Raw genomic sequence first — 21682 nt, forward strand, 5'->3', positions numbered from 1 at the left:
GGGTCTCCTGATCAGCCGCGCTTGAAGCCGGCGGGAACGAAGGGGAGCGGGGCGACCATCACCGGCAGGCGCCGGCCGCGCAGCTCGGCGAAGACGCGGGTGCCGGGCTCACCGAGCGCGGCGGGCAGGTAGCCCATCGCCACCGGCGCGCCGCGGCTCGGCCCGAAGCCGCCCGAGGTGACCCGGCCGGCCGGCGCGGAATCGTCCGCCCCGGCGAACAGGGGCGCCCCGGCCCGCACCGGCGCGCGGCCCTCGGGGAGCAGGCCGACCCGTCGGCGGGCGGGACCGTCGGCGATCTCGGTGAGGATCCGCGCCGCCCCCGGGAAGCCGCCGGGCCGCGCGCCGCCGGAGCGCCGGGCGGACGAGACAGCAAAAGTGAGACCGGCCTCGACCGGGCTGGTGGTGGCGTCGATGTCGGCGCCGTGGAGGCACAGACCGGCTTCGAGGCGCAGGGAATCGCGGGCGCCGAGCCCGATCGGCAGCACCGCGGGCTCGGCGAGCAGCGCCTCTGCGACCGCCGCGGTGGCCGCGCGCGGCGTCGAGATCTCGAAGCCGTCCTCGCCGGTGTAGCCGGAGCGCGTCACGAAGCAGGGCGCACCGGCGATCTCGACGCGGCGCACGTCCATGAAGCGCATCTCGGCGGTCGCGGGGGCCAGCGCCGCGAGCGCCGCCCCGGCGGCGGGCCCCTGCAGGGCGAGGAGCCCGCGATCGAGCTCGTCGACGGTGATCGCGGCGGGCAGGTGAGCGCGCAGGTGCGCGGCGTCGGCCCGCTTGTTGGCGGCGTTGACGACGAGGACGAGCCGGTCGCCGAGATGGGCGATCATCAGGTCGTCGCGGATGCCGCCCGCCTCGTCGGTGAGGAGCCCGTAGCGCTGCCGGCCCGGTGCCAGCCCGATCACGTCGGCCGGGACCAGGGCTTCGAGGGCGCGGGCGGCCTCGGCCGGATCGTCCGCACGGAGCGCGATCTGGCCCATATGCGACACGTCGAACAGCCCGGCGGCCGCGCGCGTGTGCAGGTGCTCCTTCAGCACGCCGCCGGGGTACTGGACCGGCATGGCGTAGCCCGCGAACGGCACCATCGTCGCGCCCAGGCGCAGGTGCAGGTCGTGGAGCGGCGTGTGTTCGAGGGGGGCGGTCTCGGCGACCGGTGCCGACATCTGGATTCTCCGCGACAGAGCCTCCGGACGCACCGCGCGGGTGAGTCCGACTGCCCCCATCTGTCGCGCTTACCTGAGAGCTTCCCCCGCGCCCTCAGACGCAAGGTTTCTCCTTCGGTGGGCGCCGTGCGGCGCCTCTCTCCAGATCGTCCAACGATACGGTGATTGTGCCTGAGAGTTTCCGGGGGTGGTTGCTCCGTCGGCGCCATACCTGACGTGTGACCGTCGGGCTGGGCTCTCCCGCATCGCCTTGAGGACGGCCTGAGATAAGCACAGGGTGCCGCGCGACGCAACGCCGGGAGGCGCCGCGTCCGCGGGCCGAGGCGCCCGTCAGCCGCCCGAAGCCCCGGCGCCGGAGACGTGGATCCCGAGCGCTTCCGCGTTCGCCCGCAAGGCCCGGTCGTACTCGATCAGGCGGGCCACCGCGTCGCGGGACTCCGCCCCGTAGAACCGGCCGATCAGGTAGAGCGTGGCGTCGATGGCGAGCGCGACGCCGCCGCCCGTCACCACGCCGTCGTCCACCACGACGGCGGGGCGCGCGTCGATCGCGCCCGCCGACCGCAGGGCATCGAGGGGCGCCACCGGCTCGGCCCCCGCCCGCCCCCGCCGGGTCGTCGCGGCGCGGCCGTCGAGGCATCCGGCCGCCGCCAGGATCATCGCGCCGGTGCAGACCGAGGCGAGCCGCTCGGCCGGCCGCTCCCGGAGAAAGCGCTCCAGCGCCGGGTCCGCGGCCGCCTCCGGCCAGCCGGGTCCGCCGCAGACGATGTAGACGTCGCAGGGCGGCGCGTCGGCGAACCCGTGCGGCGCCTCGATCGCGAGGCCGCCGGCCAGAGTCACGCGGCCGGCGGTCCGGGCGATCACGGCGTCGGAGAGGTTGGGCAGCAGCCGGCGCGCCATCGAGACGACGCCGACCGTCCCGCCGATGTCGATCGGCTCGACGCCGTCATACACGACGATCCCGAAGCGGACGGCGGCGGTCGGGTCGCGCATGTGCTAGGCTCCGGGCAGGGAGGATCGCCCGGCCGGACGGCGCGGGCGAGCGGGGGTTCGACGGGGTCGGATGACGGCTGGGACGACGGTGAGCCGCGAGCAGGTCGCGGCCGAGGCGCGCTCGCAGGTCGCGGTGCTCGCCGAGGAGGTGCGCCGCCGTCGCAAGGAGCGCGGTCTCTCCCTGGAACAGCTCGGCGCGCTGGCCGGCGTCAGCCGGTCGATGATCTCGAAGATCGAGCGTGCCGAGGCCGTGCCCTCCACCACGGTGCTGTCGCGGCTGGCCGAGGCGCTGGACGTCACCTTCTCGCGGCTGATGACCCCGGCGATCGAGCGCGAGGTGCTGCTGATCCCGGCGAGCCGCCAGCCGGTGCTGCGGGACGAGGCATCGGGCTTCCTGCGCCGCTGCCTGTCGCCGGTCCTGCCGGGGCGCGGCATCGACTGGGTGCTCAACACGCTGCCGCCCGGCGCCAGCACCGGCGAGTTCGTGGCCCACCGGCGCGGGGTGTCGGAGTACGTCTTCGTGTTGAAGGGCCGCCTGCGGGCCACCGTCGGCGAGCGGGCGATCGTCGTCGAGGAGGGCGACAGCCTGTACTTCGAAGCCGACACCGGCCACGCCTTCACCAATCTCGGCACCGACCCGTGCCAGTATTTCCTGGTCATCGACGCCTCGCGGATGCGCTGAACGCCGCGAGCGACCGTCTGGCACGCCTGTTGCTCCCCCATACTGGAAACGTCTCCACCGGGGAAGAGGGTGTGCCATGGCGATACAGGGTGCTGAGGCGCTGGTCGGCGCGCCGCTCCTGGCAGGGGCCGCAAGCCCCGCCGCACCGGCGGCGAACATGCGGCGGATCGTGTGGGCCAGCGTGCTCGGGACGGTCGTCGAGTGGTACGACTTCCTGATCTACGGCACCGCCGCCGCGCTGGTGTTCAACAAGCTGTTCTTCCCGACCCTGGACCCGGTCGCGGGCACTCTGGCGGCGTTCGCCTCCTACGCGGTCGGGTTCGCGGCGCGGCCGCTCGGCGGCGTGGTGTTCGGGCATTTCGGCGACCGGGTCGGGCGCAAGGCGATGCTCACGCTCACCATGCTGATCATGGGCGTCGGCACCTTCCTGATCGGCTGCCTGCCGACCTACGCGGAGATCGGCCTGTGGGCGCCGGCCCTGCTGGTCTTCCTGCGCCTGCTCCAGGGCATCGGCGTGGGCGGCGAGTGGGGCGGGGCCGTGCTGATGGTCATCGAGCACGCGCCGGACGGGCGCCGCGGCCTCTACGGCAGCCTCGTCCAGGTCGGCTTCCCGGCCGCGGTCGCCGCGTCCACCGCCACCTTCCTCGCCCTGACCAGCCTGCCGGAGGCGGATTTCCTGTCCTGGGGCTGGCGCGTGCCGTTCCTGTCGAGCGCGCTGCTGATCGCGGTGGCGCTGTTCGTGCGCCTGCGCCTCGTCGAGACCCCGGCCTTCGCCCGGGTGAAGGAGGAGCGCGCCGTCGCGCGGATGCCGTTCCTGGACGTGATCCTCGGCCAGCCGCGCACCTTCCTGATCGCGGTGGGGCTCAAGGTCTCGGAGGTCGCCTGGGTCTACCTGCTGACGGTGTTCTCGATCGTCTACGCGACCGGGACGCTGGGCCTGCCCAAGCGGCTGATCCTCGACGCGATCCTGTGGGCGGCGGTGCTGGAATTCGCGACGATGCCGTTCTTCGGCTGGCTGTCGGACCGGATCGGGCGCCGGCCGATCTACATCGCGGGCGCCGTGATCAGCGCGGCCTGCGCGCTGGTCGTGTTCCGGCTGCTCGACACCCGCGACCCGCTGATCATCACCGCCACGATCGCCGTCGTCATGAGCCTGACCCACGCCTCGATGTTCGGGCCGCAGGGGGCGTTCATGCCGGAGCTGTTCGGCACGCGGGTGCGCTACAGCGGCGCCTCCCTCGGCTGCCAGGTCGCCGCCGCGATCTCGGGCGGCCTGTCGCCGATCGTGGCCACCTCCCTGCTGGCCTGGACGGGCGCGACTTGGCCGATCTCGCTGTTCATGATCGGCCTCGCGGCCGTGACGCTGGTGGCGACGCTGGCGGCGGTCGAGACCCGCGATCTCGACATCGCCCGCCGGTGAGAAGCATCGAATCGATGGGCAGCGGCCCCGTCTCTGGTTCCCTTATCGTGGAAATTCGTCTACTGGTTTCCCCGACATGCAGCGGGGTGGCGAGATGGGACGCACGATCGGCGCGTGGGACGGTGCAGCCCTGTCGGACGGGCGGGTGACGAGGGAGGCGTTCCGGTGACCGGGACCGCCGCCCCCCGCATGACCGAGGCGTTCGAGCACCCCGCCGGCGCCGCCGCGACCGGCGTCCCCGGGGGGTCGACCGGGTGGCGGGGCGTCCTCCTGAACATCCACGTCGCCCCGGCGGCGAGCTACGAGATGGAGGAGCTGGCCGAGGCCCGCTGCGTGGCCGGCCGCGGCATCGAGGGTGACCGCTACTTCAACGGCACCGGCACCTACTCGCCGAAGCCCGACGTGCGGTCGGTGACCCTGATCGAGCAGGAGGCACTCGACGCCCTGGCCCGGAACGATCCGCCGCTCCAGGGCGGACCGATCCGGCTGGCGCCCGGCGACCACCGCCGGAACCTCACGGTGCGCGGGGTGCCCCTCAACCACCTCGTCGGCCGCCGCTTCCGGGTCGGCGCGGTGATCCTGCGCGGCGGCCGGCTCAACTTCCCGTGCAAATATCTCGAGGAGTTGCTCGGGATGCCGGTCTTCCTGCCGCTCTACAACCGCTCCGGCCTCAATTGCGGGATCGAGGCCGGCGGCATCATCCGGCCCGGGGATCCGGTCGAGCTGCTGGAGGGGCCGTGACCGCGCGCCTGATCATGAAGCTGCGGGTGGCCGAGGTCGAGCCCGCCTCTCGCGACGTGCTCCGCGTCGCCTTCGAGCACCCGCTCCGCCCGGAACTGCCGGCCTGGACGCCGGGCGCCCATGTCGACCTGCGGCTGCCCGACGGCAAGGTGCGCCAGTACTCCCTGTGCGGCGACCCCGCCGACCGCGGTCGCTACACGGTGGCGATCAAGCGCGAGGCGGACGGGCGCGGCGGCTCCGTGTGGGCGCACGCGAACCTCGCCGCGGGCGGAATCGCGCACGTGTCGGCGCCGCGCAACAACTTCCCCCTCGCGGAGGATGCGGCGCGCCACGTCTTCATCGCCGGCGGGATCGGCGTCACGCCGTTCGCCGCGATGGCGCGGACGCTGGCTGCGGCAAACGGTGATTTCGTCCTGCACCTCTGCGCCCGGTCCGCGGCGGACGCGCCGCTGCTGGCCGAGCTGCGCGCCCTGTGCGGCGACCGCCTGCGATGCTGGTTCTCCGCCGAGGGGCAGCGCTTCGATCCGGCGACGATCGGCGCGCCGGAGGCCGGCACCCACCTCTACGTCTGCGGCCCGACGCGCCTCGTGGACGCGGTGCAGGCCGAGGCCGACGCGCGCGGCTGGCTCCCGGACCGGCTCCACATCGAGCGGTTCGCGGCGACGCTGGACGAGAACTTCAAGCCGGAGCCGTTCGAGGCGCGCATCGCCTCCACGGGCCAAGTGCTGCACGTGCCGGCGGACCGCTCGCTGCTCGCCGTGCTGCGCGAGAACGGGTTCACGATACCCTCCTCCTGCGAGCTCGGCACCTGCGGCACGTGCGAGTGCGGCTACCGGGACGGAACGGTGATCCACCGGGACGTCGTCCTGCCGGTCGCCAAGCGTCAGGACCGGCTGATGCCCTGCGTCTCGCGGGCCCGGGTCGCGTTGACGCTCGACCTGTAGCGGCGGCGCGGTGCCTCGACCGGAGCCGGCCCCGATCGGTCGCCGGAGCCGGTCACGGACGGGCGCTCACACGAAATGCGCCGGCAGCGCGAGGCCCTGCGCGTACTGGACCAGGGCGAAGCTCAGCCCCGCCATCATGGCCCAGGCCACGAGGTTGTCGGTGACGGTCATCCCCTGGGTCATCATCTTGGCGGCCATCGGTCGTCCCCTCTCGATCCGGCCGTGTGCCGGCCTGGGACGACCGTATGGTTAAGCTCGATTGCGCGACGATTGCGTCGCATGTTGCGTCGCCGGTCATCCCGGGCGGTGCGTGACCGGTCAGATGAACCCGACCGCCTCCTCCGGGAAGCGCACCGAGAACACGGCGCCCTGCCCCGGCCCCGCGCTCTCGGCGGTGGCCCGTCCCCCGTGCAGCTCGGCGATGCGGCGGACGATGGAGAGGCCGAGCCCGGTCGAGCCCTCGCCGCCGGTGGGCTTGGCCGAGAGGCGCTGGAACCGTCCGAACACCCGGGTCGCGTCCTCCGGCGACAGGCCGGGTCCGTGATCGGACACCGCGCAGATCAGCTCCGCCCCGCGCGGGCCGGGCTCGCGGGTGACGCGCACGGTGATCGCGCCGCCCCGGGGGCTGTACTTGATGGCGTTGGAGACGAGGTTGTCCAGCGCCTCGCGCAGGCGCTCGGCGTCGCCGCAGAGGTACAACTCGGCCAGTCCCTCGCAGGTGAGCGTCTGGTCCTTGGCGTCGGCGAGCGGCCGGTCGGCCTCGCAGACCTCCCGGGCGAGGCCCGCGAGGTCCACCGGCTCGCGGCGCAGGCTGATGTCGAGGGCGTCGTTCATCGCGTCCGCCATCAGGCTGTCGATCATCGCCGTCAGCCCCTTGGCGCTGGAGCGGACGTGCTGCAACTGCGCGCGCATCAGGTTCCGGTCGCCGTCGAGGTCGATCAGGTCGGCCAGCATCTCGGTGCGGCCGAGGATCACGCTGAGCGGGTTCTTCAGGTCGTGGGCGACGGTGCCCAGGATCTCGGTCTTGAGGCTGTTGGCCCGGCGCAGGTCCGAGCGCTGGAGATCGAGGCGGCGGTTGGCGCGGATCAGCTCGGCGGTGCGCTCCACCACCCGCCGCTCCAGGTCGGCGTTGGCCCGGGCGAGCCGCTCGTAGAGGATGACGTTGTCGAAGGCGATCGACAGCCGGCTCGTGAACAGGGCGATGAGCGAGCGGTCCGTCTCCGAGAGCTGCCTGTCGGCCTCGATCAGCGCGACGATCTCGCTGCCGCTCGCCGTGCTCAGGTAGAGGGTCGACCAGTGCTCGCCGAAGCTGTGGCGGCGCTCGGAGAAGGCGCGCTCGACGAGCGGATGCACCCGCGCGTCGAGGGGCCAGCACGGCTCGCGGCCGGCGTAGTGCCCATAGCAGCCCGACCCGGCGAGCACGCAGAACCGGTCCTCCGGCGCGGCGCCCTCGCGCAGCACGAGGATGCCGGCGCAGGCGACGTTGAGCAGCGAGGCGACCTGGGTCAGGACGCCCTCCGCGAGGCGCTGCATCGACTTGTGGTCGAGGAGCATCGGCGCGGCGTCGATGATGATCTCCAGACCGCGCCGGGTCTCGTCGAGGCGCTTGAGCTGCTGGTAGGCGCGCAGGGCCGCGGTGAGGCTGGTGAACAGCTTGTCGGCGGTGAGCTCGGTCTTCGCCTTGTAGTCGTTGATGTCGTAGTCGAGGATGATGCGCCGCTCCGGCGCCTGCCCGGGCTGCCCGGTCCGCAGGATGATGCGGACGCTCTCCTGGCGGAGCTCGCGCCGGATGTAGTCGACGAGGTCCAGGCCGGCGCTCTCGGTCTCCATCACCACGTCGAGCAGGACCACCGCCACGTCGCGGCGCTCGGCGAGCAGCACCCGCGCCTCCGCGGCCGAGCGCGCGGCGAGGATCTCCAGGCCGCGCCCGTCGAGGGTGTAGCCGGCGAGCGCGTAGCGGGTGCCGTCGTGGACCGCCGGATCGTCGTCGATCACCGCGATCGTCCATGTTCCGGCCGGCGGCTGCCCCTCGTCCTCGTCGTCCGGGACCAGCGTGAGGATGTCGTCGTCCAAAGCGATCTCCTGACATGCGGCGCGCAACGCTGCGACTACGCTAGCAATCGTGTTGAAAACTTGTCACGCTAGCAGGATCGGGGACGGTTCCTGCATCCGGGCCGGCCGAATCCTTGGACATGCATACAGCGGCGATGGACAGTCTCGGCAGGCTCCCGACCGGCGCGGCGCGATGCGGCGCGGCAGCCCCCACCATCGCCGTGGTCGACGACGAGGCCGCCTCGCGCGAGATGGTCGGCGACTACCTGAAGCTGCATGGCTTCACGGTCGTCCCGTGCGACGGGGGCCGCGCGCTGCGCGCCCATCTCGCCCGGGAGACGCCGGACCTGATCGTCCTCGACCTCAACATGCCGGAGGAGGACGGGCTGTCGATCGTGCGCGACCTCAAGGCCCGCACGGCGATCCCGATCATCATGCTGACCGCGACCGCGAGCGCGATCGACCGGGTGGTCGGTCTGGAACTCGGCGCCGACGACTACCTGCCGAAGCCCTGCGAATTGCGCGAGCTGGTCGCGCGGGTGCGCTCGGTGCTGCGCCGGGCGCAGGCGGCGGCTCCGCCGCCGCCGCCGATGGCGCCCCCGGAGGACACGTCGCGCCGGGTCCGGTTCGGGACCAAGTGGCTCGAACTCGACGCGCTGCGCCTGCGCGACGACGCCGGCGTCGAGCAGGCCCTGACCCGCTCGGAGTTCGACCTGCTCAAGGCCTTCGCCGATCACCCCCGGCGCGCGCTCTCCCGCGAACGCCTCCTCGACCTCGCCGACGCGCGCGATCCCGACGCGTTCGACCGCGCCATCGACGTGCGGATCAACCGCATCCGCAAGAAGATCGAGCCGGATCCGGCCAACCCGCGCTTCATCCGGACGGTCCGGGGGCTCGGCTACGTGTTCCGGCCCGACGGGGACTGAGGGCCCGACGCGCCACGGCGCCGGGCCGACGCAACATATCCGCGCTCCGCACCGCGCGGGACGCAATCTTCGCGGCACGGAGCCGCCCTATCAGGGCGGCGCGACCGGGGCGGTCGCGGGGGAGTGCTGCCATGCCCCACTTCTCGGACGATCCGGACGGGGAAGATCCCGCGTTCCTGCGCAAGCTGCGCGCGATGCTTCGGGCTCCCGGCACGCCCCCTCGGCGGCCGCCGACGCGGGAGGAGCGGTTCGGCGTCCCCCCGGACGGCGGGACCGGGGCCGCGGGTCGGCGCACGCGGCTGGTCCGCGCCGGCACGCGTCCTGGCTCGCGCTAGCACTCTGTTTTTGCATCATCTTTTCCGAAAGCCGGTAACGCCTTTCGGGACGATGCTCTGGGTGGGCCGCGGAGGGCGGCGGATCAGGGCGTACGCGGCCGAGCGCGGCGCGGCTCCGTCACTTCCCGAGCCGCTGCTGGAAGACGCGCAGCACCTGATTGCCGCGGGAGACCGCGTCGTCGAGCGCCCGCTGCGGCGGCTTCGCGCCGCCGAGTGCCGCCTCGATCTCCTCCGCCCAGAGGTCGCGGATCTGGAGCATGTTGCCGAGCCGCAACCCGGCGCTGTTGCGCGTCGGCGGCCGCCGCGTGAGCGCGTTCACCGCGACCTGGAGCTGCGGGTTCTGGTCGTACAGGCCCGCCGCCCGCGCCTCCGCGTAGGCCGCGTGCGTGGTGGGGATGTAGCCGGTGTTCCGGTACATCAACGCCTGCTGGCGGCCGTCGAGGACGAAGGCGAGGAACTGGGCGACGCCGCGGTACTCGTCCGGCGTCTTGCCCTGCATCACGTAGAGCGAGCCGCCGCCCAGGATCGCGTTCTGCGGCTCGTCGACCACGTCCGGGTAGAAGGGCATCGGCGCGACCGCCCAGTCGAACCGGGCCTCGGTGGAGACTTTGCCGTAGAGGCTCGACGAGGTGAGGAACAACCCGCATTCCCCTGAGACGAACCACAATTCGCCGCCGTTGGTGCGGTTGGCGTAGCGGAACGCGCCCGCGCGGTGCAGGTCGACGAGGTTCTGCAGATGGCGGACCTGGAGCGGCCCGTTGAAGACCAGTTCGGCGTCGTAGCCGTCGAGCCCGTTGGACCGGGTCGCGAGCGGCCGGTCGTGCCACGCCGAGAGCTGCTCGATATGCACCCAGGTCGGCCACGCCGCCGCCAGCGCGCAGCGCGTCCCGTCCTGCTCCCGCATCCGGCGCGCGGCGGCGAAGACCTCGGGCCAGGTGGCCGGCGGGCGGGCGGGGTCGAGCCCGGCCTGCCGCAGGCGGTCGCGGTTGATCCACATGACCGTCGACGAGACGTTGAACGGGAGGGAAAGCATCTCCCCGTCGGCGTCGAGGTAGTTGGTCGCGACGACCGGCAGGAAGTCGCCCGGCGCCACCGACAGCCCCGCCTCGCGCATCACGGCGGCCACGGGTCGGACGGCGCCGACGGCCGCCGCCATCGTCCCGTTGCCGACCTCGAACACCTGGAGGAGATGCGGGGCCGCGCCGGTCCGGTAGGCGGCGATGCCGCCGCTGATCGTCTCGGCGTAGGAGCCCTTGTAGACCGGGACCACCCGGTAGGCCTCCTGCGTGGCGTTGAAGGCCTCGGCGATGCGGGCGACGAGGGCGCCGTTCGGGCCGTCGAGGGCGTGCCAGAACTGGATCTCGGTGACGGCGGCGGCCGGGCCCGGCCGCAGGGCGGCGGCCAGGGCGAGCAGCAGCAGGCCCCACAGGCGGGGGCGGGGACGCCCCCCGCCCCGGTGCATCGCGCCCCTCATGTCAGCCGCTCCGGAAGCCACAGGCGCAGCACCGTGCCCGCACCGGGGGCGCTCTGCAACTCGACCCGGCCCTGGAGGCGGTTGACCACGAGGTTGTGGACGATGTGCAGCCCCAGCCCGGTGCCGCCGCGGGCCCGGGCGGTGGTGAAGAACGGATCGAACACCCGGCCGATGTCGGCGGCGGCGATGCCGTGCCCGTCGTCCGCGATCGACAGGGCGATGCCGCCCGCGCTGCGCCGCGCCGCGATGGTGACGCGGCCGCCCTCCCGGTCGCGCAGACCGTGCTCGACGGCGTTCTTGACCGCGTTCGTCACCACCTGCGCCAGGATGCCGGGCAGCGTGTCGACGACGATGTCCGGCGGGCACTCCACCGCGCAGACGTGCCGGCCCGGCCGCGCCAGGGCGCGCAGGCTCTTCAGCAACTCGTCGAGCCAGTCGGCGAGGTTCAGGGCCCGCCGGTCCTCGATCGCCTGATCGGCGGCCACCTGCTTGAAGCTGTGGAGCAGGTCGGCCGCGCGGATCAGGTTGCTGGCCAGCAGCCCCGCCCCCTCGCGCATGCGCCCGGCATATTGCGTGAGCCGCGCGCGCGAGAGCTGGTTGGCGCCCACGATCGACTCGAACGCGGCCGAATCGGACTGCACCTGGGTGGCCGTGGTCAGGGCGATGCCGAGCGGCGTGCTGATCTCGTGCGAGACGCCGGCCACGAGCTGGCCGAGCGAGGCGAGCCGCTCGGAGCGGATCAGGTCCTCCTGCGCCTGCCGCAGGGTGGTCAGGGCGTCGTCGGCCCGCTTGGCGGCGGCGCGCCAGTCCGCCTCCCGGCGGCGGATCTGCGCGAGGAAGACGTTGGTCGCCCGGGCGATGTCGCCGAGCTCATCGTGCCGCCCCGGCAGGCGCCCGTCCTGGCCGATGCCCTCGGCGGCGGGGTCGTCGGCGGCGGTGAGGATGCTGCGCTGGAGGGCGTGCAGGGGCCGGGTGATCGAGCGCGCCACCGCCGCCGCCGCGCCGATCCCGAGGCACAGCGCGCCGACCGCGCCGAACAGCAGGAGCTGGCGGATGAAGCCGCCGAACTGATCGGCGTCGTCGATGAAGGCCCGGCTGAGGGTCTGGGCATTCGCGCTCATGGTCTCGGCGCGGCGGTCCATCTCGGCGATGGTGTCGTTCTGCTCGCCGATCTTCCCGATCGTGGCGGCGAGCTGCGCGCGCCAGCCGTCGATCGCCGCCGCCATCTCGTCCCGGATGCTCGCCGGGAGCGGCAGCGTCCGGGAGCTGCCGGACAGCCCCGCCCCCGCCTCCAGCACCAGCGTGGCCTCGCCGGTGCTGCGGCGCGTGAGAGCCGCGTCGGTCTGGCGGGCGAGGCGCAGGGCGGTGAGCGCGATGTCCTGCGCGGACAGCTCGGCCTCGTTGGAGAGGACCGAGTCGCGGATGAGCAGCCCCACTTCCTCGTACAGCCGGCTCTGGCGGGCGGCGCTCACCTGGATGAGGCCGTCGCACCACTCGACGAGCGCCCGGCCCGTCTGGGTGGCGCGGGTCAGCTCGAAGCCCTCCGACAGGGCGCGGTTCAGGTCATCGTCGGCCCGGCTGCGGTCGCGGTAGGCCTGGAGGAGTTCGGCGGCCCGGTCCGCCGCGGGCGCCTCGCCGTCGTTGCGCAGGACCCGGTCGAGCCTGTCGCCCACCGTCCGGAGCTGCCGCAGGTCGGCGGCGAGCTCGTCGAACTCGATCGGGAACACGGGCCGGCCGATGCGCGCCCGGTTCAGCTCCGCCGTCCCGATCGCCTCCCGCATCTCCCGCAGGGCGGTGACGACGATCTGGTTGCGCTCCAGCTCCGCGTCCTTGCCCGCGAGCACGGCGATCAGTTGGGCGTTCTCCTGCTGCTGCCGGCGGCGGGCGGAATCGGTCAGCGAGACCAGCGCGTCCGCCCGGCGGGCCATGGCGGCGATCGTCCGGTCCGCATCCCGCTCCGAGAGGATCAGGGCGCGCATTCGGGTCGTCTGGGAGGTGAGGTCGTTCACGACCGTCTCGACGAGGGCGGCCTGGCCGCCGGTGCGGGCGAGCCGCGCGAGCCGTTCGAGCTGGCCCGCGGCGGTGGCCGCCTGCGCGTCGAACCGGCGCTCGGCCTCGGCCCGGGCGCTCGATCCGCCGACGACGAAATCCGCCCGCGCCCGGTTCATGGCGGCCAGCGTCTGCGCCGTCTCCGTCGCCACCACCGCCCCGGCCCGGGCCCGCTCCGCCTCGTAGAGCAGGATCCAGGCGCCCAGCGCGATGGCCGCCGCGACGAGGATCGGGATCGCCCCCACCGCGAAGACGCGGCGCGCGATGCCGAACGATCCGAACCCGCGCGTCATCGCGACCCGCATCCTGCCCTGCCCACCCTCACGTCCGCGACCTCCCGATCCGCCGCGGCCGGTGCGCGACGACACACTTGGTCATTCTGGCATCCGCGGGATGTCGTCCCGAGGGCCGCGACGCAACACGGGACGCAATATTCCCGCAGACTCGCACCGGTAGACACCGCTCCACAAACCGGTCCTCGAAGACCGGACGAGGGGAACGACCATGCGCGACATCATCAACCGCCTGCTGATCGCGGCGAGCCTCCTGACCGGGACGATCTACCTGCCGACCCTCTCGCAGGCGGTCTCCGCCGGGAGCGCCGGGGCAGAGGCCTCGGCCGCGTCCGTCCGCACCTGCCCGGCGCGACCGCCCGCTGCCGGGGCCCGGGCTCTGGCCTGCATCGGCTGAACCGCCGTGGGAGCCCTGCCCCTGATCCTGCTCGTCGGCGGAAACTTCCTGATCGCCGTCGTGCTCCCGCTCGCGGTCTGATCGCCGGGAGTCCCGGCCCGACGCGAAATCGCCGCGATGCGCCCCGATGGCGGTGCATGGCACACAGCTCCGACGCCCCGCACCAGCCGGTCCGCGCCTCCGTCGCCGCCTTCGTCGGCACGATGGTCGAGTGGTACGACTTCTACGTCTACGGGACAGCGGCAGCCCTGGTCTTCGGCCGGCTGTTCTTCCCGCAGGTCGACGGATTCTACGGAACACTGGCCGCCTTCGGCACCTTCGCGGTGGGCTTCCTCGCCCGGCCGCTCGGGGGCGCCGTGTTCGGCCACGTGGGCGACCGGGTCGGGCGCAAGACCTCGCTGATCATCACGCTGTTCATGATGGGGCTGGTCACCACGCTGATCGGCCTGCTGCCGACCTACGCGACCATCGGCGTCTGGGCGCCGGTGCTGCTGGTGGCCCTGCGCTTCGTCCAGGGGATCGCGGTCGGCGGCGAGTGGGGCGGGGCGGTGCTGATGGCGGGCGAGCACGCGCCGAGCCGGGACCGGCGGACCTTCTTCGCGTCCTTCGCCCAGCTCGGCAGCCCGGCCGGGCTGATCCTGTCGATGCTGATGTTCAAGCTCGTCACCACCCTGCCCGAGGCCGATTTCCTCGCCTGGGGCTGGCGCGTCCCGTTCCTGTTCAGCGCGGTCATGCTGGTGATCGGGCTGGCGATCCGCCTCGGCGTGCAGGAATCGCCGGACTTCCTGGCCGAGCAGCGGCGCCGGGCCCAGGCGGCGAAGGCGGCGCAGCCGCCGCTCTGGGAGGTGCTGCGCGGCGCGCCCGGGCTCCTCGCGGTGGCGACCTGCGCCAACGTGCTCGGCATCGCGGGCTTCTACTTCACCAACACGTTCATGATCGCCTACGCGACCACCTACCTGAAGATCGACCGCGCGCTGATCCTCGACTGCCTGCTCCTCGTCTCGATCATGCAGTTCCTGATCACGCCGCTGTCGGCCTACGTCGCCGAGCGCGTCGGCGTGCACCGCTTCCTCGTCGCCACGGCGGCGATCTCGATCCTCACGCCCTACGCGATGTTCACCCTCGTCGACCGGGGCACGCTGACCGGCATTACGCTGGGCGTCGGCCTCGCCGTGGCGGGGCTCGGGGCCTTCTACGCGGTGATCGCGGGCTACGTCAGCGACAGCTTCCCGACCCGCATCCGCTACACCGGCATCTCCATGGCCTATCAGCTCAGCGGCGCCGTCTTCGGCGGGATCACCCCGATCGTCGGCACGATCCTCGCCCAGCAGGCGGGCGGCGCGTGGTGGCCGCTGGCGATGCTGTTCAGCCTCATCGCCGCGATCTCGCTGGTCTCGGTGCTGGCGCTGCGCCGCGCGCACGCGCGGCAGGTCGCGGCCTCGGCGGCCTGAGATCGGCTGCGGCCGCCCCGGCGCGGCTACTTCGAGGTGGCCACGTAGACGCCCGCCCAGTCCGCGGGCGGCGGCTCCTCGGCGAACTCCGCGGCGCGCGCCTCGTAGAGCCGGTAGAGGCCGTCGATCCGCAGCCCCTCGGCCAGCTCCCGGCACGCGGTCGCGGCCGCCCGCGCCTCGTCCCAGCGCCGGGCGCGGTAGGCGGCGATCATCCCCGCGTGCCGGGCCGACAGGTCGGCGAACCGCCCGGACCGCCGGAAGGCCTCGTCGCCGAGAAGGGTCGAGATCGTCTCCGGCTCGCGCTTGCCCTTGACCTGGATGAGGTCGATCTCGAGCACCGGGTAGCGGTCGCGGATCGCCTCGGCGGTGGCGGCGCCGAGGATGATCTTCACGCCGTAGAACTTCGATTGCCCTTCGAGCCGCGAGGCGAGGTTCACGGTGTCGCCGAGCACCGAGTAGTCGAACCGCAGGTCGGAGCCCATGTTGCCGACCACGCAGGCGCCGGTGTTGACCCCGATGCCGACGTCGAGCGGCAGCACCGGGTGGCCGCCGCCCTCCGCCTCCGCCCGGCGCGCGGCGTTGAGCGCGTCCATGCGCGCCAGCATGTCGAGGGCGGCGGCGGCGGCGTTCGTCTCCTGGTCGGGGTCGTCGAGCGGGGCGTTCCAGAACGCCATGATCGCGTCGCCCATGTACTTGTCGATGGTGCCCCGCCGGTCGAGGATCGCGTTGGTGAGCGGGGTCAGGAAGCGGTTCATCAGCGCGGTCAGGCCGGCGGGATCGGTCTTGTAGAACTCCGAGATCGTGGTGAACCCGCGCACGTCCGAGAACATGATCGTGAGCCGCCGCTCCTCGCCGCCGAGCCTGAGCTTCTCCGGGTTGGCGGCGAGCTGCTCGACGAGCGCGGGCGAGAGGTACTGCCCGAAGGCGGCGCGGATGCGGGTCCGGCCCGCCTGCTCGCGGAAATAGTTCGTGAACACCAGGGTCAGGTAGACGAGGAACGTCGTGATCAGCGGGAAGGTCGCGTCGAACAGGACGCTCTGCTCCGAGAAGCAGTACCACGAGGCGTAGGCGAGGCCCGCGGCGACGAGGCTGCCCAGCAGCAGCAGGTTGAAGGCGCCGAGGATCGGCGCGAAGGCGATGATGGCGAGCGACACCGCCGCCGCGACCCCGATCTCGACGAGCACCATCCCGTTCCAGGCGACGAGGGTGGTGCCGAACAGCAGGTTCTCCAGGAGCTGGGCGTGCACCTCGACGCCGGGCATCGAGCGGTCGATCGGCGTGGTCCGGTTGTCGAGAAGGCCGACCGCCGACGTCCCCACGAGGACGATCTTGTCCCGGATCCGCTCGGGGGCGACGGTGCCGGCCAGGAGGTCGCGCGCGGAGATGTAGATGTCCGGATCGTGCGGGCTGAACCGCACCCAGACCTGCCCGCCCGGGTCGGTCGGCACGGCCAGGTCCGGCAGGCGCACCGACGCCACGCCGGTGTCGTCCGTGCGGACGAGGATGCTGTCGGCCCCTGTCAGGACGCGCAGGATCTCGACGCTCAGGGTCGGCACCACGGCGCCCTCGGCCCGCAGGATCAGCGGCACCCGCCGGACCACGCCGTCCCGCTCCGGGCTGATGGTGAACACGCCCCGCCCGGCCGCCGCCCGCTCCAGCACCGGCAGGTTGCGGATCAGCCCGGGAAAGCTCATCAGCGCCCGCTCGGGGTCGAGGTCCGGCCCGACCACCGCCATCCCGGTCTGCGGCGGCGGCTCCTTGCCGGTCCAGGGGACGGGCGCGCGCGAGGCGGTCTGGCCCAGAACGGCGGTCGCCGCCTTCAGCGCCTCGGCGAACACCGCGTCGCTGTCGGGCTGCGCCAGCAGGTCGGCCCGCGCGGCCGCGTTCAGGCCCGGCACGGTCTCGGCCAGGAGCGGCGGCGAGAGGCGGTCGGGCTCGGAGAAGATGACGTCGAAGGCGACGACCGCCGCGCCGCCCTCGCTGAGCCGGCGGGTGATCTCGGCCATCCGCGTGCGCGACCAGGGCCACTGGCCGAACGCCGCGAGGCTGGCCTCGTCGATGTCGAGGATCGCCACCGGCCGCTCCGGAGGCCGGGGACGCGGCGCCAGAACTTGGAACGCGTCGAAGGTCCGCAGGCGCAGCGCCTCGACGGGCGGGGGATCGTAGACCCGCAGCGCGAGCAGCAGCACCAGGAGCGCGGCGGCGAGCGCCCGCCCGGGGCCGATCCGGCGGCCGAGGCGCCGGAGGGCGCCCGCGGGCCCGCGGGGCGGCCCGGCGCGGGGCGTCCGCCGCAGGTCGGTGAGGGCGCGCACCGGCCTCAGAACGCGTAGCGCACCGAGGCGCCGCCGTGGATGGTATCGCCGACCGGGCGCGGCCCGAGGGTGCCGAGGATGAACGCGTCCAGGGCGAGATCCTGCCGCACCCGGTAGCTGAGGCGCGCTCCGTACTCGGCCCAGGTCGTGTCCCCGACCGGCGTCTCGAACGGAACGCCCAGCACCGTCGGGTTCAGGCCGCTCTTCAGGCCGAAGCCGTGGGCGACGCCGAGATTGACCTGCGCCTCGACCGAGGTGCCGAACAGGCGCGTGTACTGCGCGCCGAGCTTGGCGATGTTGATCACGTCCGTGCCGCCGCGGCTCGCCAGCGGGTACGGGTTCGGCACCAGTTGCGACTCGCCGTAGCCGGCCAGCGTCTGCCACCCGCGGGCGATCTCGACGGCGGCGGCGACCTCGTCCTGCGGCGACAGCCGGGCGACGTAGCCGACCCGCCCGAAGATCGAGGTGCTGGTGCTCGACATGCGGCCGGCGCCGAAGCCGGTCATGGTGCCGGCCGCGTAGGTCCGGCCGTAGGTCATGGTCTGCCAGGGCGCCACGAGGCCGCCCACGTCGATGAACGGCCGCGCCCCGCCGAACCCGGCGGGGTCGTAGCGCAGGAGCCCCGCGAAGATCGGCGCGCCGGCCACCCGGATCCGCCCGCTGTCGTAGCCGGAATAGGCGAAGCCGCCGATCGCGATCAGTTCCTCGGTGATGGCGCGCCGGCCCTGCGCGCCGACGCTGTACGAGCCGGCCAGCCCGAAGCCGCTGACGCAGTCGCCGCAACTGATCTGCTGGTTGAAGCCGGTGAGCACGCTGCCGAGAACGCGCTGCGTCACGAAGGCGCCGAACCGGTCCCCCGCCAGCGCGCGCGCCGAGTTGATGACCGACTGGAAGTCCGGGCTGGGCGCGTTCGGATTGAGGATCGTGTCGCCGAATTGCACGTAGGCGTTGTTGGCGTCGTAGACCACCGAGGGCTGGAGGCCGCGGACCGGGGCGGTGTAGGCGACCGCGGCGAACTGACCCGTCAGGCCGCCGTTCGCCACCAGCACCGGCAGCCGCACCGGCGTGGTGAAGGCGGTCGCGCCGGGGGTGACGAGCAGCGTCCCGCCGGCGATCGTCGCGGAGGCGGTGGTCGTCAGCCGGCTCGCGGCCGTGGGCGAGACGTTGGTCAGGAAGGCCGAGCCCGCGCCGAGCGCCACCGGGCCCTCCGCGCTCAGGGTGCCGTAGGGGTTGGCGGCGTTGCCGGGCGCGACGAAGCCGCCGGCCTGGACGGCGAGCCCTCCGATCCGCCCGGTGCCGGTCAGGCCCGCCCCCGCCGCGACGGCCGTGAGCGGCGAGGGGGCGATCGAACCCTCGACCTGGAGGATGCCTGCCGAGACCAGGGTGTTGCCGGTGTAGGTGTTGTCGGACAGCACCACGAGGGTGCCGCTGCCCGCCTTCTCCAGGGTGCCGGGGCCGGAGATCGTGCCCGCCACGGCGATGGTGCCGGGGCCGGTATCGAGCGTCGGGTCGGTGGCCCCGGTGAAGCGGATCGCGTTGCGGAAGGTGTAGCCGCTGCCGAGGAACGCGAGCCGGGTCCCTTCGTCCATGGAGACGGTGCCGGGCCCGACCGCGTTCGGGTTGTCGATCGCCACGGTCCCGCCCTTGATCAGGGTTCCGCCGCTGTAGGTCTGCGTGCCGGTCAACGTCAGCGTGCCGCCGCCGACCTTGGTCAGCGACAGGGCGCCGCCGCCCGCGCCGTCCTGGATGAGGCCGCCGAAGCTGCCGCTCGCCCCGCCCGTGCCCACGGTGAAGGTCGCGGGCGCTGCGGCGGCGTTCTGGATCAGGCCGCCGCCGGCCAGTCCGCCGACGCCGAGGGAATTGCCCGCGAGCGTCAGCGTGCCGTCGTTGGTGAGCTGCGTGATCCCGGTGAGGCCGCCGGTCAGGGTGAAGCTGGCCCCGGCGTTGTTGGTGACGGGTCCGTTGATCTGGCCCTGCGCGGTGACGACCGCGCTGTTGGTGACGGGCCCGTTGACGACGCTGCCGCCGGTGAGCGCGAGGCTGCCCCCCGAGACCACGGCGCCGCCGTTGAGCGTGCCGCTGCTGGTGCTGGTGCCGGCGAGGTTGGTCAGCAGGCCGCCCACCGTGCCGGTGTTGGTGAAGCCCCCGCTGTTGGTGACCGTCCCCCCGAGCGTGCCGCTGTTGCGGGCCGTGCCGAGGTTGGTGAGGTTGCCGGTCGCCGTGCCCGCGTTGAGGAAGGTGGCGCCGAGCGCGGTCGTCACCGAGGAGGCGAGCGTGCCGCTGGCGGTCACGCTCAGGGTGCCGGCCTGGACCAGGGTCGGCCCGGCATAGGTGTTCGCGCCCGCGAGCGTCAGCGTGCCGAGGCCCGTCTTCGTCAGACCGCCGGGTCCGACGACCGGGCCGTTCGCCGTCAGCGTCACGCCGGGATCGGTGAGGATGGTGCCGCCGCTGGAGCCGAGCGTGATCGTCCGGGCGGTGGCGAGGCTCGCGGTCGCCTGCAGCGTCCCGCCGTTCAGCAGGAGGCCGCCCGCGGGGGCACCGAGATTGCCGTCCGAGGAGATGGCCAGCGTGCCGCCCAGAACCTGCCACGGCGTGAGGGCGGTCGTCGTGCCGGTGAGGGTCCAGGTGCTCGCGTCGACCTTCTGGAACACGCCGAAGTTCAGGTACTGGGTGCCGATCGCCGAGACGGCGAAGGTGCCGTTGGTGGGGCCGCCGAGGATCAACTGGTCGGCCGGGCTGAAGGCGACGACCGTGCCGTTGATCTGCGAGGTGGAATACAGCGTAAGGCTGTTGACGCCGCCGGTGAAGGTGATGGCGTTGGCGGTGCCGCCCCCCGCGGAGGTTCCACCCGCGATCGTGCCGGCGTTGATGACCGCGAGGTTTGCGCCGGTCACCGCCGTGCCGCCGGAACCGCCCGCGGTGCCCGCGCCGCCGGTGATCGTCCCGTAGTTGATCAGCGTGCCGCCGGACGGCGCGGAGAAGCCGACCCCGCCGGTGCCGCCGAGGCCGCCGCCCGCGGCCGGGCCGCCGGCACCGCCCGCGACGCTGCCCCCGACGCCGTTGACGAAGGTGCCGGGCCCGGCGAGGACGACGCCGGTGCCGCCGGTCCCTCCGAAGCCCGGGGCCGCCGGGGCCGCTCCCGAGGCGCCGGCCGCACCGGCCGCGCCCGCGGCGCCGCCCTGGCCGCCGACGATGGCGCCGGAATTGGTGAAGCTGCCGGGGCCGGAGAATTGCAGGCCGACGCCGCCCACGCCGCCGTTACCGCCCGGACCGCCCGGACCGTTGCCCGTGCCGGCCGAGCCGCCAGTCGCGCCCGCCCCGCCGGCCCCGCCCGCGCCGCCGACGCCGCCCGCGATGGTCCCGGCATTGCTGGAGGCGCCGGAGCCCGCGACGAGCGCGCCGATGCCGCCCGTTCCGCCCTGGCCGCCGACGCCGCCGGACGTGGTGCCGACACCGGCGATGCCCGTCGCGCCGGTCCCGCCCGCGCCGCCGGTGATGGTCCCGAGGTTGATCAGCGTGCCGCCGGCCAGCGCGGCGAAGCCGATCCCGCCCGCGCCGCCGCCCGTGCCGCCGGTCCCGCCCGCCACGCGGCCCGTGCCGGTGTTGGTGAAGGTGCCCGGTCCGGCGAGGAAGACGCCGGTCCCGCCGGTGCCGCCGATACCGAGCGTCACGCCATCCGTGCCGGGGTCGCCGGCAGGTCCCGAGCCCGAACTGCCTGAGCCACCTAGGCCACCTAGGCCGCCTGATCCCCCTGAACCGGCGGCACCGAAGGTACCGCCCTGGCCGCCTGTGATGGAACCGGCGTTGGTGAAGGTGCCTGCGCCGAAGACCTGCAACCCGGTTCCACCCGCACCTCCGTTGCCACCCGCACCACCGGAGCCGCCAGCGCCTCCGGTGCCTCCGGGGCTAAAGCCGAAGATCGGGGTCGTATAGCCCTCGCCGCCCTGACCGCCCTGACCACCCTGGCCGCCCTGGCCGCCAGCCCCACCGATGATCGCTCCGGTGTTGGAGGCATTGCCGCCGCCAATCACCAAGCCTGTGCCGCCGGTACCCCCGGTGCCGCCGGTGCCACCTGTTCCGCCGGTGCCGCCCGCCGTCGAAAGGCCGCTGTCGCCACCATCCGATCCGGTGCCTCCCGTTCCTCCGGTGCCACCGACTCCACCGGTTCCGGCCAAGCCGCCAACGATGCTCCCGGAGTTGACGAAGCCCGCACCGGCAATCGTGCCTGTAGAGCCAGTCTCACCAAACCCGCCCGAACCGCCTTCACCGCCTTGCCCGCCAGGTGCACCAGCGCTACCCGGCGTGCCGGGCGCGCCCGCAGACCACGCGGTCTGGTTGCAGAGCAGAGCGGCGAAGACCGTCCCGCCGACGAAGACGGTCGCGAGCAGGGCGTGACGCTTGGCGTGAGACATGCGCGATCAGGCCGGCAATGGGCGGCGGTCCCGGGCGGCCGGTCGCG

Annotated in this window: 15 protein-coding genes and 1 riboswitch; of the genes, 7 read left to right on the forward strand and 8 right to left on the reverse strand. The window is 73.4% G+C overall.

Going from position 1 to position 21682, the window contains the following annotated elements:
- Nucleotides 1–11: 11 nt before the first annotated feature.
- The gene (gene gcvT / locus Q8W71_RS05610) at nucleotides 12–1157 is read right to left on the reverse strand and encodes a glycine cleavage system aminomethyltransferase GcvT (RefSeq protein WP_305524344.1); all 1146 of its coding nucleotides are present in this window, start codon (nucleotides 1155–1157) and stop codon (nucleotides 12–14) included.
- A gap of 50 nt (nucleotides 1158–1207) precedes the next feature.
- Nucleotides 1208–1312: riboswitch (glycine riboswitch) on the reverse strand.
- 175 nt (nucleotides 1313–1487) lie between these two features.
- The gene (locus tag Q8W71_RS05615) at nucleotides 1488–2147 is read right to left on the reverse strand and encodes a DJ-1/PfpI family protein (RefSeq protein WP_305524345.1); all 660 of its coding nucleotides are present in this window, start codon (nucleotides 2145–2147) and stop codon (nucleotides 1488–1490) included.
- Between the two features lie 70 nt (nucleotides 2148–2217).
- On the opposite strand from Q8W71_RS05615, the gene Q8W71_RS05620 reads away from it, so the two are divergent.
- The 4 genes from Q8W71_RS05620 (at nucleotide 2218) to Q8W71_RS05635 (ending at nucleotide 5934) form a co-directional block, all read left to right on the forward strand.
- A complete protein-coding gene (locus Q8W71_RS05620; protein WP_305524346.1) occupies nucleotides 2218–2829 on the forward strand; it encodes a helix-turn-helix domain-containing protein in 612 nt (203 codons plus the stop codon).
- Between the two features lie 76 nt (nucleotides 2830–2905).
- A complete protein-coding gene (locus Q8W71_RS05625; protein WP_370875344.1) occupies nucleotides 2906–4249 on the forward strand; it encodes an MFS transporter in 1344 nt (447 codons plus the stop codon).
- A 165-nt stretch (nucleotides 4250–4414) separates the two neighbouring features.
- Complete coding sequence (locus Q8W71_RS05630) at nucleotides 4415–4990, forward strand: MOSC domain-containing protein (protein ID WP_305524347.1); 576 nt, start codon at nucleotides 4415–4417, stop codon at nucleotides 4988–4990.
- Entirely contained in the window at nucleotides 4987–5934 is a 948-nt protein-coding gene (locus tag Q8W71_RS05635) for a PDR/VanB family oxidoreductase (RefSeq protein WP_305524348.1), read from the forward strand. The genes Q8W71_RS05630 and Q8W71_RS05635 overlap by 4 nt, the downstream gene beginning before the upstream one ends.
- Nucleotides 5935–6000: 66 nt before the next feature.
- On the opposite strand, the gene Q8W71_RS05640 is transcribed toward Q8W71_RS05635, so the two are convergent.
- Both Q8W71_RS05640 and Q8W71_RS05645 read right to left on the reverse strand, forming a co-directional pair.
- On the reverse strand, nucleotides 6001–6132 hold the full coding sequence (locus Q8W71_RS05640; RefSeq protein WP_305524349.1) for a hypothetical protein: 132 nt from the start codon (nucleotides 6130–6132) through the stop codon (nucleotides 6001–6003).
- Between the two features lie 120 nt (nucleotides 6133–6252).
- Complete coding sequence (locus tag Q8W71_RS05645; RefSeq protein WP_305524350.1) at nucleotides 6253–8007, reverse strand: DUF3369 domain-containing protein; 1755 nt, start codon at nucleotides 8005–8007, stop codon at nucleotides 6253–6255.
- A gap of 134 nt (nucleotides 8008–8141) precedes the next feature.
- On the opposite strand from Q8W71_RS05645, the gene Q8W71_RS05650 reads away from it, so the two are divergent.
- Nucleotides 8142–8912: a response regulator gene (locus Q8W71_RS05650; protein WP_305524435.1), complete on the forward strand. Its 771-nt coding sequence runs from the start codon at nucleotides 8142–8144 to the stop codon at nucleotides 8910–8912.
- A gap of 453 nt (nucleotides 8913–9365) precedes the next feature.
- Here the strand turns inward: Q8W71_RS05650 and ugpB are convergent, their stop codons facing one another.
- Together ugpB and Q8W71_RS05660 are read right to left on the reverse strand one after the other, a co-directional pair.
- Nucleotides 9366–10721 carry a sn-glycerol-3-phosphate ABC transporter substrate-binding protein UgpB gene (gene ugpB, locus Q8W71_RS05655; RefSeq protein ID WP_305524351.1) on the reverse strand — a complete coding sequence of 452 codons (1356 nt, stop codon included), beginning with the start codon at nucleotides 10719–10721 and terminating at the stop codon, nucleotides 9366–9368.
- Entirely contained in the window at nucleotides 10718–13063 is a 2346-nt protein-coding gene (locus Q8W71_RS05660; protein WP_305524352.1) for an ATP-binding protein, read from the reverse strand. The genes ugpB and Q8W71_RS05660 overlap by 4 nt, the downstream gene beginning before the upstream one ends.
- Nucleotides 13064–13274: 211 nt before the next feature.
- Here Q8W71_RS05660 and Q8W71_RS05665 point away from each other — a divergent pair, with 211 nt between their 5' ends.
- Together Q8W71_RS05665 and Q8W71_RS05670 are read left to right on the forward strand one after the other, a co-directional pair.
- On the forward strand, nucleotides 13275–13460 hold the full coding sequence (locus tag Q8W71_RS05665; RefSeq protein WP_305524353.1) for a hypothetical protein: 186 nt from the start codon (nucleotides 13275–13277) through the stop codon (nucleotides 13458–13460).
- 137 nt (nucleotides 13461–13597) lie between these two features.
- Nucleotides 13598–14911: an MFS transporter gene (locus tag Q8W71_RS05670; RefSeq protein WP_305524354.1), complete on the forward strand. Its 1314-nt coding sequence runs from the start codon at nucleotides 13598–13600 to the stop codon at nucleotides 14909–14911.
- Nucleotides 14912–14937: 26 nt separating this feature from the next.
- Here the strand turns inward: Q8W71_RS05670 and Q8W71_RS05675 are convergent, their stop codons facing one another.
- Complete coding sequence (locus Q8W71_RS05675; RefSeq protein WP_370875348.1) at nucleotides 14938–17136, reverse strand: CHASE2 domain-containing protein; 2199 nt, start codon at nucleotides 17134–17136, stop codon at nucleotides 14938–14940.
- A 92-nt stretch (nucleotides 17137–17228) separates the two neighbouring features.
- Nucleotides 17229–20894: a beta strand repeat-containing protein gene (locus Q8W71_RS05680; protein ID WP_305524356.1), complete on the reverse strand. Its 3666-nt coding sequence runs from the start codon at nucleotides 20892–20894 to the stop codon at nucleotides 17229–17231.
- Nucleotides 20895–21682 lie beyond the last annotated feature (788 nt).

Source organism: Methylobacterium amylolyticum (assembly GCF_030700245.1).
In the GTDB taxonomy this organism is placed as follows: domain Bacteria; phylum Pseudomonadota; class Alphaproteobacteria; order Rhizobiales; family Beijerinckiaceae; genus Methylobacterium.

What these genes read in the sequence shown, in the direction of transcription:
- Q8W71_RS05665 (WP_305524353.1), top strand. Translation starts at nt 13,275, where the DNA reads ATGCGCGACATCATCAACCGCCTGCTGATCGCGGCGAGCCTCCTGACC.
- Q8W71_RS05660 (WP_305524352.1), bottom strand. Translation starts at nt 13,063, where the DNA reads ATGACGCGCGGGTTCGGATCGTTCGGCATCGCGCGCCGCGTCTTCGCG.
- Q8W71_RS05615 (WP_305524345.1), bottom strand. Translation starts at nt 2,147, where the DNA reads ATGCGCGACCCGACCGCCGCCGTCCGCTTCGGGATCGTCGTGTATGAC.
- Q8W71_RS05620 (WP_305524346.1), top strand. Translation starts at nt 2,218, where the DNA reads ATGACGGCTGGGACGACGGTGAGCCGCGAGCAGGTCGCGGCCGAGGCG.
- Q8W71_RS05640 (WP_305524349.1), bottom strand. Translation starts at nt 6,132, where the DNA reads ATGGCCGCCAAGATGATGACCCAGGGGATGACCGTCACCGACAACCTC.
- Q8W71_RS05625 (WP_370875344.1), top strand. Translation starts at nt 2,906, where the DNA reads ATGGCGATACAGGGTGCTGAGGCGCTGGTCGGCGCGCCGCTCCTGGCA.
- Q8W71_RS05650 (WP_305524435.1), top strand. Translation starts at nt 8,142, where the DNA reads ATGGACAGTCTCGGCAGGCTCCCGACCGGCGCGGCGCGATGCGGCGCG.
- ugpB (WP_305524351.1), bottom strand. Translation starts at nt 10,721, where the DNA reads ATGAGGGGCGCGATGCACCGGGGCGGGGGGCGTCCCCGCCCCCGCCTG.
- Q8W71_RS05670 (WP_305524354.1), top strand. Translation starts at nt 13,598, where the DNA reads ATGGCACACAGCTCCGACGCCCCGCACCAGCCGGTCCGCGCCTCCGTC.
- gcvT (WP_305524344.1), bottom strand. Translation starts at nt 1,157, where the DNA reads ATGTCGGCACCGGTCGCCGAGACCGCCCCCCTCGAACACACGCCGCTC.